Source organism: Halobacillus sp., from assembly GCF_049282395.1.
GTDB lineage: Bacteria > Bacillota > Bacilli > Bacillales > Halobacillaceae > Halobacillus.
The window spans coordinates 1-4,579 of the sequence record NZ_JBAPTY010000252.1 but is presented as its reverse complement, the minus strand read 5'-3'; the positions used below and the strand labels follow the sequence as shown (position 1 = coordinate 4,579).

At 43.7% G+C, this 4,579-nt stretch carries 5 protein-coding genes, 2 tRNA genes and 1 rRNA gene; all 8 read right to left on the bottom strand.

Annotated elements, in window-relative coordinates; genetic code table 11:
- Positions 1-276 precede the first annotated feature (276 nt).
- The 8 genes from tsaD to rrf all read right to left on the bottom strand — a co-directional run bounded on the left by tsaD (position 277) and on the right by rrf (position 4,564).
- A complete protein-coding gene (tsaD, locus tag WAM07_RS10910; protein WP_422166797.1) occupies positions 277-1,326 on the bottom strand; it encodes a tRNA (adenosine(37)-N6)-threonylcarbamoyltransferase complex transferase subunit TsaD in 1,050 nt (349 codons plus the stop codon).
- On the bottom strand, positions 1,323-1,766 hold the full coding sequence (rimI, locus tag WAM07_RS10905) for a ribosomal protein S18-alanine N-acetyltransferase (RefSeq protein ID WP_224895101.1): 444 nt from the start codon (positions 1,764-1,766) through the stop codon (positions 1,323-1,325). The genes tsaD and rimI overlap by 4 nt, the downstream gene beginning before the upstream one ends.
- Position 1,767: 1 nt before the next feature.
- Positions 1,768-2,451 (bottom strand): tRNA (adenosine(37)-N6)-threonylcarbamoyltransferase complex dimerization subunit type 1 TsaB, encoded by a 684-nt coding sequence (tsaB, locus tag WAM07_RS10900; protein ID WP_422166795.1) that lies wholly within the window; start codon positions 2,449-2,451, stop codon positions 1,768-1,770.
- Positions 2,448-2,903, bottom strand: coding sequence for a tRNA (adenosine(37)-N6)-threonylcarbamoyltransferase complex ATPase subunit type 1 TsaE (gene tsaE / locus WAM07_RS10895; RefSeq protein WP_422166793.1), 456 nt, complete (start codon positions 2,901-2,903; stop codon positions 2,448-2,450). The genes tsaB and tsaE overlap by 4 nt, the downstream gene beginning before the upstream one ends.
- Positions 2,904-3,887, bottom strand: coding sequence for a thiamine-phosphate kinase (thiL, locus tag WAM07_RS10890; RefSeq protein WP_422166791.1), 984 nt, complete (start codon positions 3,885-3,887; stop codon positions 2,904-2,906). It abuts the gene before it with no gap.
- 121 nt (positions 3,888-4,008) lie between these two features.
- Positions 4,009-4,085: transfer RNA gene (locus tag WAM07_RS10885), tRNA-Asp, on the bottom strand.
- Between the two features lie 180 nt (positions 4,086-4,265).
- A tRNA-Met gene (locus tag WAM07_RS10880) sits at positions 4,266-4,342 on the bottom strand.
- Between the two features lie 108 nt (positions 4,343-4,450).
- Positions 4,451-4,564, bottom strand: a 5S ribosomal RNA gene (rrf, locus tag WAM07_RS10875).
- Positions 4,565-4,579 lie beyond the last annotated feature (15 nt).

Here is a 4,579-nt window from a genome sequence, read left to right as displayed (position 1 = left end):
GACCTGAGGTGCCTATTTTTATCCATATCACTCTTGTATAAGTCTGTATGGTTGAATACAGTTTATCCACATACTTTTCAACAGTTGTGCACTGTTTTTAATAGTTCTCAACAGGTTTATACACATTATCCACAGAAAACCGAAATTTTATCCACATTTTTGGTACCGTTTTCTTTATCTTTGTTAATAGGAGTCTCTTAACTTATCAACAGTATAAATATACATTTGTGTATAACTCATAATATCTTTTCCCATAAAAAAAACTCTCCTTAAATATTAAGGAGAGTTTTCAACTGAATGTTTCCGATTACCATATTGCTCTAGATCAAGGCCCGGATTAGCGTTCAGCTCCCAGCCTGAGCGGTGTCCCTGATTATAAGCTACGGCTCCCGCGGCAGCAATCATAGCAGCATTATCGGTACACAAATGCATGGGAGGAATCAATAACTCTGTTTCAGATTCTTCAAACTTATCAACAAGAGCTTTGCGGAGTCCCTTATTAGCAGCTACCCCTCCAGCGACAATCAGCTGTTTTACACCGTATTCTTCAGCGGCTCGGTAAGCTTTTGTGGATAACACGTCCACGACGCTTGCCTGAAAGCTGGAAGCAACATCCTCCGGTCTTAGCGTTTCACCTTTTTGGTCCGCATTGTGAAGACGATTGATCACCGCTGATTTCAATCCGCTGAAGCTGAAGTCATAAGACCCCTGTTCAAGCCACGCTCTCGGAAAATCAATTGACTCTTCCCCTTCTGCAGCGAGGCGGTCAATTTCTGGTCCGCCAGGATAAGGGAGCTTTAATGTCCGAGCTACCTTATCATAAGCTTCACCTGCTGCATCGTCACGCGTCTCTCCAATGATTTCAAAGGATCCGTGCTCCCTCATAAGAATCAGCTCGGTATGACCTCCGGAAACGACGAGAGAAAGTAATGGAAATTCGAATTCTTTCTCCAATCGATTAGCGTATATATGACCGGCAATGTGATGTACACCGACAAGCGGCTTCTGCTTGGCAAACGCTATGGATTTAGCCGCATTTACCCCTACAAGGAGCGCGCCGACTAATCCTGGCCCTTCTGTGACCGTAATGGCATCCATATCATCTATCGTAAGGTCTGCTTCTTTCAAAGCTTCCTCAAGTGTGATCGTAATTTGCTCAATATGATGACGTGACGCGATCTCAGGAACCACGCCCCCAAAACGTTTATGGCTTTCAATCTGAGAAGCTACAACGTTCGTGAGGAGCTCTCTTTCGTTTTTAACTATGGCTACAGCTGTCTCATCACAGCTCGTTTCAATAGCTAAGATATACTGATCTTGACTCATTTTAATCCCACCCACATGACTAGCGCATCTTCACCATTATCTGTATAGTACCTCTTCCGGATGCCCCCTGGGACTAAGCCGAATTTTCGATACATATGCTGCGCAGCCGTATTCGAAACTCTTACTTCCAATGATAACTGAATCGCTCCATGCTGGATTGCTTCGTCACACGTATGCTTGAATAACTGCTCCCCATATTTATTCCCGCGTGCTTCTGGATGGATGGCAATATTCGTAACATGGGCTTCATCAATAACGAGCCAAAGCCCGCAGTAACCCACCACATGATCATCTTTCTCAAACACATAATAATGTGCGTACGGGTTATCCTCTACTTCCTGCCGAAACGTACCTTCTGACCAGGGAACGGCAAAGGAAGCCCGTTCCACTTCCATCACTTCATCTATATCCTCTAAAGTCATTTCACGTATAGAAGTCATCTTACTTCTCCTGCTGAGCCAGCCATTTAGCTTCTGCTTCCGGCAGGCGTAAATAATTAGGAACCAGTTCATGAAGGCTGTCAGGTTCTTTTCTTTGAGCTGCAAAAGCAATGAGCGAAGGTCTGGCAAAGTGGTAAGGACCAGCGGGGATAACAGCCTGTTCTCCTAACGTGTCTCTGACCATATCTTCGTAAACCTGTATATCCTGACTCAAGAATAAAATCGGCTTATCAAGGCTTTGTACTTCTTTTAACCAGTCTTCCATCGAAACGTTTGTCTCCGGTTTTACAATCTCCATCCTATTATTGTAAAGCCCAGTGTACACGCGTCCACGTCTGGCATCAAAAAAAGGACATAGATACCCGTCAAAAAATAAACCTTGTCCAGCTACGGCTTCGAGGCTTGAAACTCCTACAACCGGTATATCCAGTGCCCATGCCATTGTCTTAGCTGTCGTTAAACCAATCCTAACGCCTGTATAAGATCCAGGCCCTTGCGCTACTGCAATCCTGTCCAGTTCCTCCGGCCGCGTATTGGTTTCCTTCATTAGATGGTCAATCGCGGGCATCAGACGGATCGAGTGGTTCTTTTTTATATTCGTCGTATATTCGCCTATCACCGTGCCGTTTTTTACGACGGCTACTCCCATTACATAATTAGAAGTGTCAATTGATAAAATGTTCATTTAATAATCTCCTTACAAACCTCGTCAAAATGAGCCGAAGAAGTTTTAAGAGAAATGGTCCGGCTGGATTCGCTATCATACGAAATTGTTATATCCAGACGCTCTTCAGGGAGAAATTCCTCAATGTAATGCGCCCATTCTACGACACATACGCCGTCCCCTTCAAAAAACTCTTCAAATCCTAAATCTTCATCACTATCTTCAAGGCGATAGACATCCATATGATAAAAAGGCAGACGCCCCATGTATTCCTTCATAATAGTAAACGTTGGACTATTAATCGTGCGCTTCACCCCCAGGCCTAAGCCCAGTCCCTTTGTAAAAGTTGTCTTACCTGCGCCTAAGTCACCTTCTAATGTTAATACATCTCCCTTACGAAGTCGATGACCCAGCTTCTCAGCAAAAGCCATCGTTTCCTCAGGAGAAGAACTTTTCCATTGATATACGGCCATCTACTCACCCTTTGTCTTTAAATGTGTGTACCCTGACTTCGTTAGTACGTTCTTCTTTCCACCTTCATGTAAATATACGTGAGGATCTTTTTTCTTCATAGCCTGCACGGATCCAATCTTGCTTACCTTTACTCCCGTCTTTTTTGCTGCCTGCTGTACTTTCGGCCACAAGGATTCCTCGACCGTTCCAACCAGCTCAAAGTCTTCTCCTCCGGAAAGGATCCAATCTTTATATGTATCTGGAAAAAGATCTTTTATAGAGGATTTGAAAGGGAGTTTGTCCATATCCAGATGTGAATCGACAAGAGACGCTTCAACTATTTCATTTGCTTCATTAGCCACTCCATCACTAATATCATTAAGAGCGACTCTTGGAATCGCCTCAAGTTCAAGCGCAAAGAACACTCGTGGATCAGGCGTCCGATGTCTTTCAATAAAGAATTTCTCTGCAGATTCACCAGATAAACCGTTGAGAAGAATCTCCAACCCGGCTCTTGAATCTCCCAGGGTACCTGTCGCAAATACAACATCTCCGGGCTCCGCCTGCGATCTATATCTCGCTCTGTCTTTCTCCACATAACCGATTACTGTAATCGAGATGGACAACTCACTTCCAGACACGGTGTCTCCTCCAATCAAATCCATCTGATAGAGAGAAGCTAAATCCTGCATGCCTGTGTAGAGCTCCTTCAGTTCCTGTTCGCTCCACCCTTCCGGAATCACGATTGAAACCAGATAAAAAGCTGGAGAACTGGCCATCGCAGCTAAATCACTTAAGTTTGCTGCCAGCACGCGATACCCAATATGATACGGCTCCATCGTTTTTCTTGAAAAATGAATCCCTTCCACCATCGTATCTACAGCAGTAACCACATCCTTGTCTGTAGGTCTAAACACCGCTGCATCATCACTCACCCCTTTAACTAGCGTGGACTGACGATAGTAACTAGGCTGGATTGATTGAATAAATTGAAATTCGTCCATGTTCTGCCTCCTAAGTAGCATAACTCCTTCTAACTATTATACCAATAGAAGACCTTTTATAAAAAATTCCATAATAAAAACCTTAGGAATGATTCCTAAGGTTGGAAAATTAATTTTAAAGTGGCGGTCCGGACGGGACTCGAACCCGCGACCTCCTGCGTGACAGGCAGGCATTCTAACCAACTGAACTACCGGACCAGTAAAGGCAAATATATGTATTAAATTTAAAAAAATCAACTAAAGCAAAGTAGTTGAAATTGGATCATCGTTACATGAAGTTTATCAAAGTAGTAAGTTGAAATAATTTGGTTGCACTTTTCAGTACTACCATTATTGATGAATGAGGAAGTAAGTTCGACGTAGTACATCAATATTAATTGGTTGCGGGGGCAGGATTTGAACCTGCGACCTCCGGGTTATGAGCCCGACGAGCTACCAGACTGCTCTACCCCGCGATAGTGTGGGAAACTTACTAACATTCCCATAAAATATACTAATTTGTAAGAGTTACTTATATTATCCCCAAGTTCAGGAAAATATATTCTCACTATAAAATTGATACAATGTGGCGGCGTCCTACTCTCACGGGGATCGACCCGACTACCATCGGCGCTGAAGAGCTTAACTTCTGTGTTCGGCATGGGAACAGGTGTGACCTCTTCGCCTTCACCACCACATCATATACAGTTTGA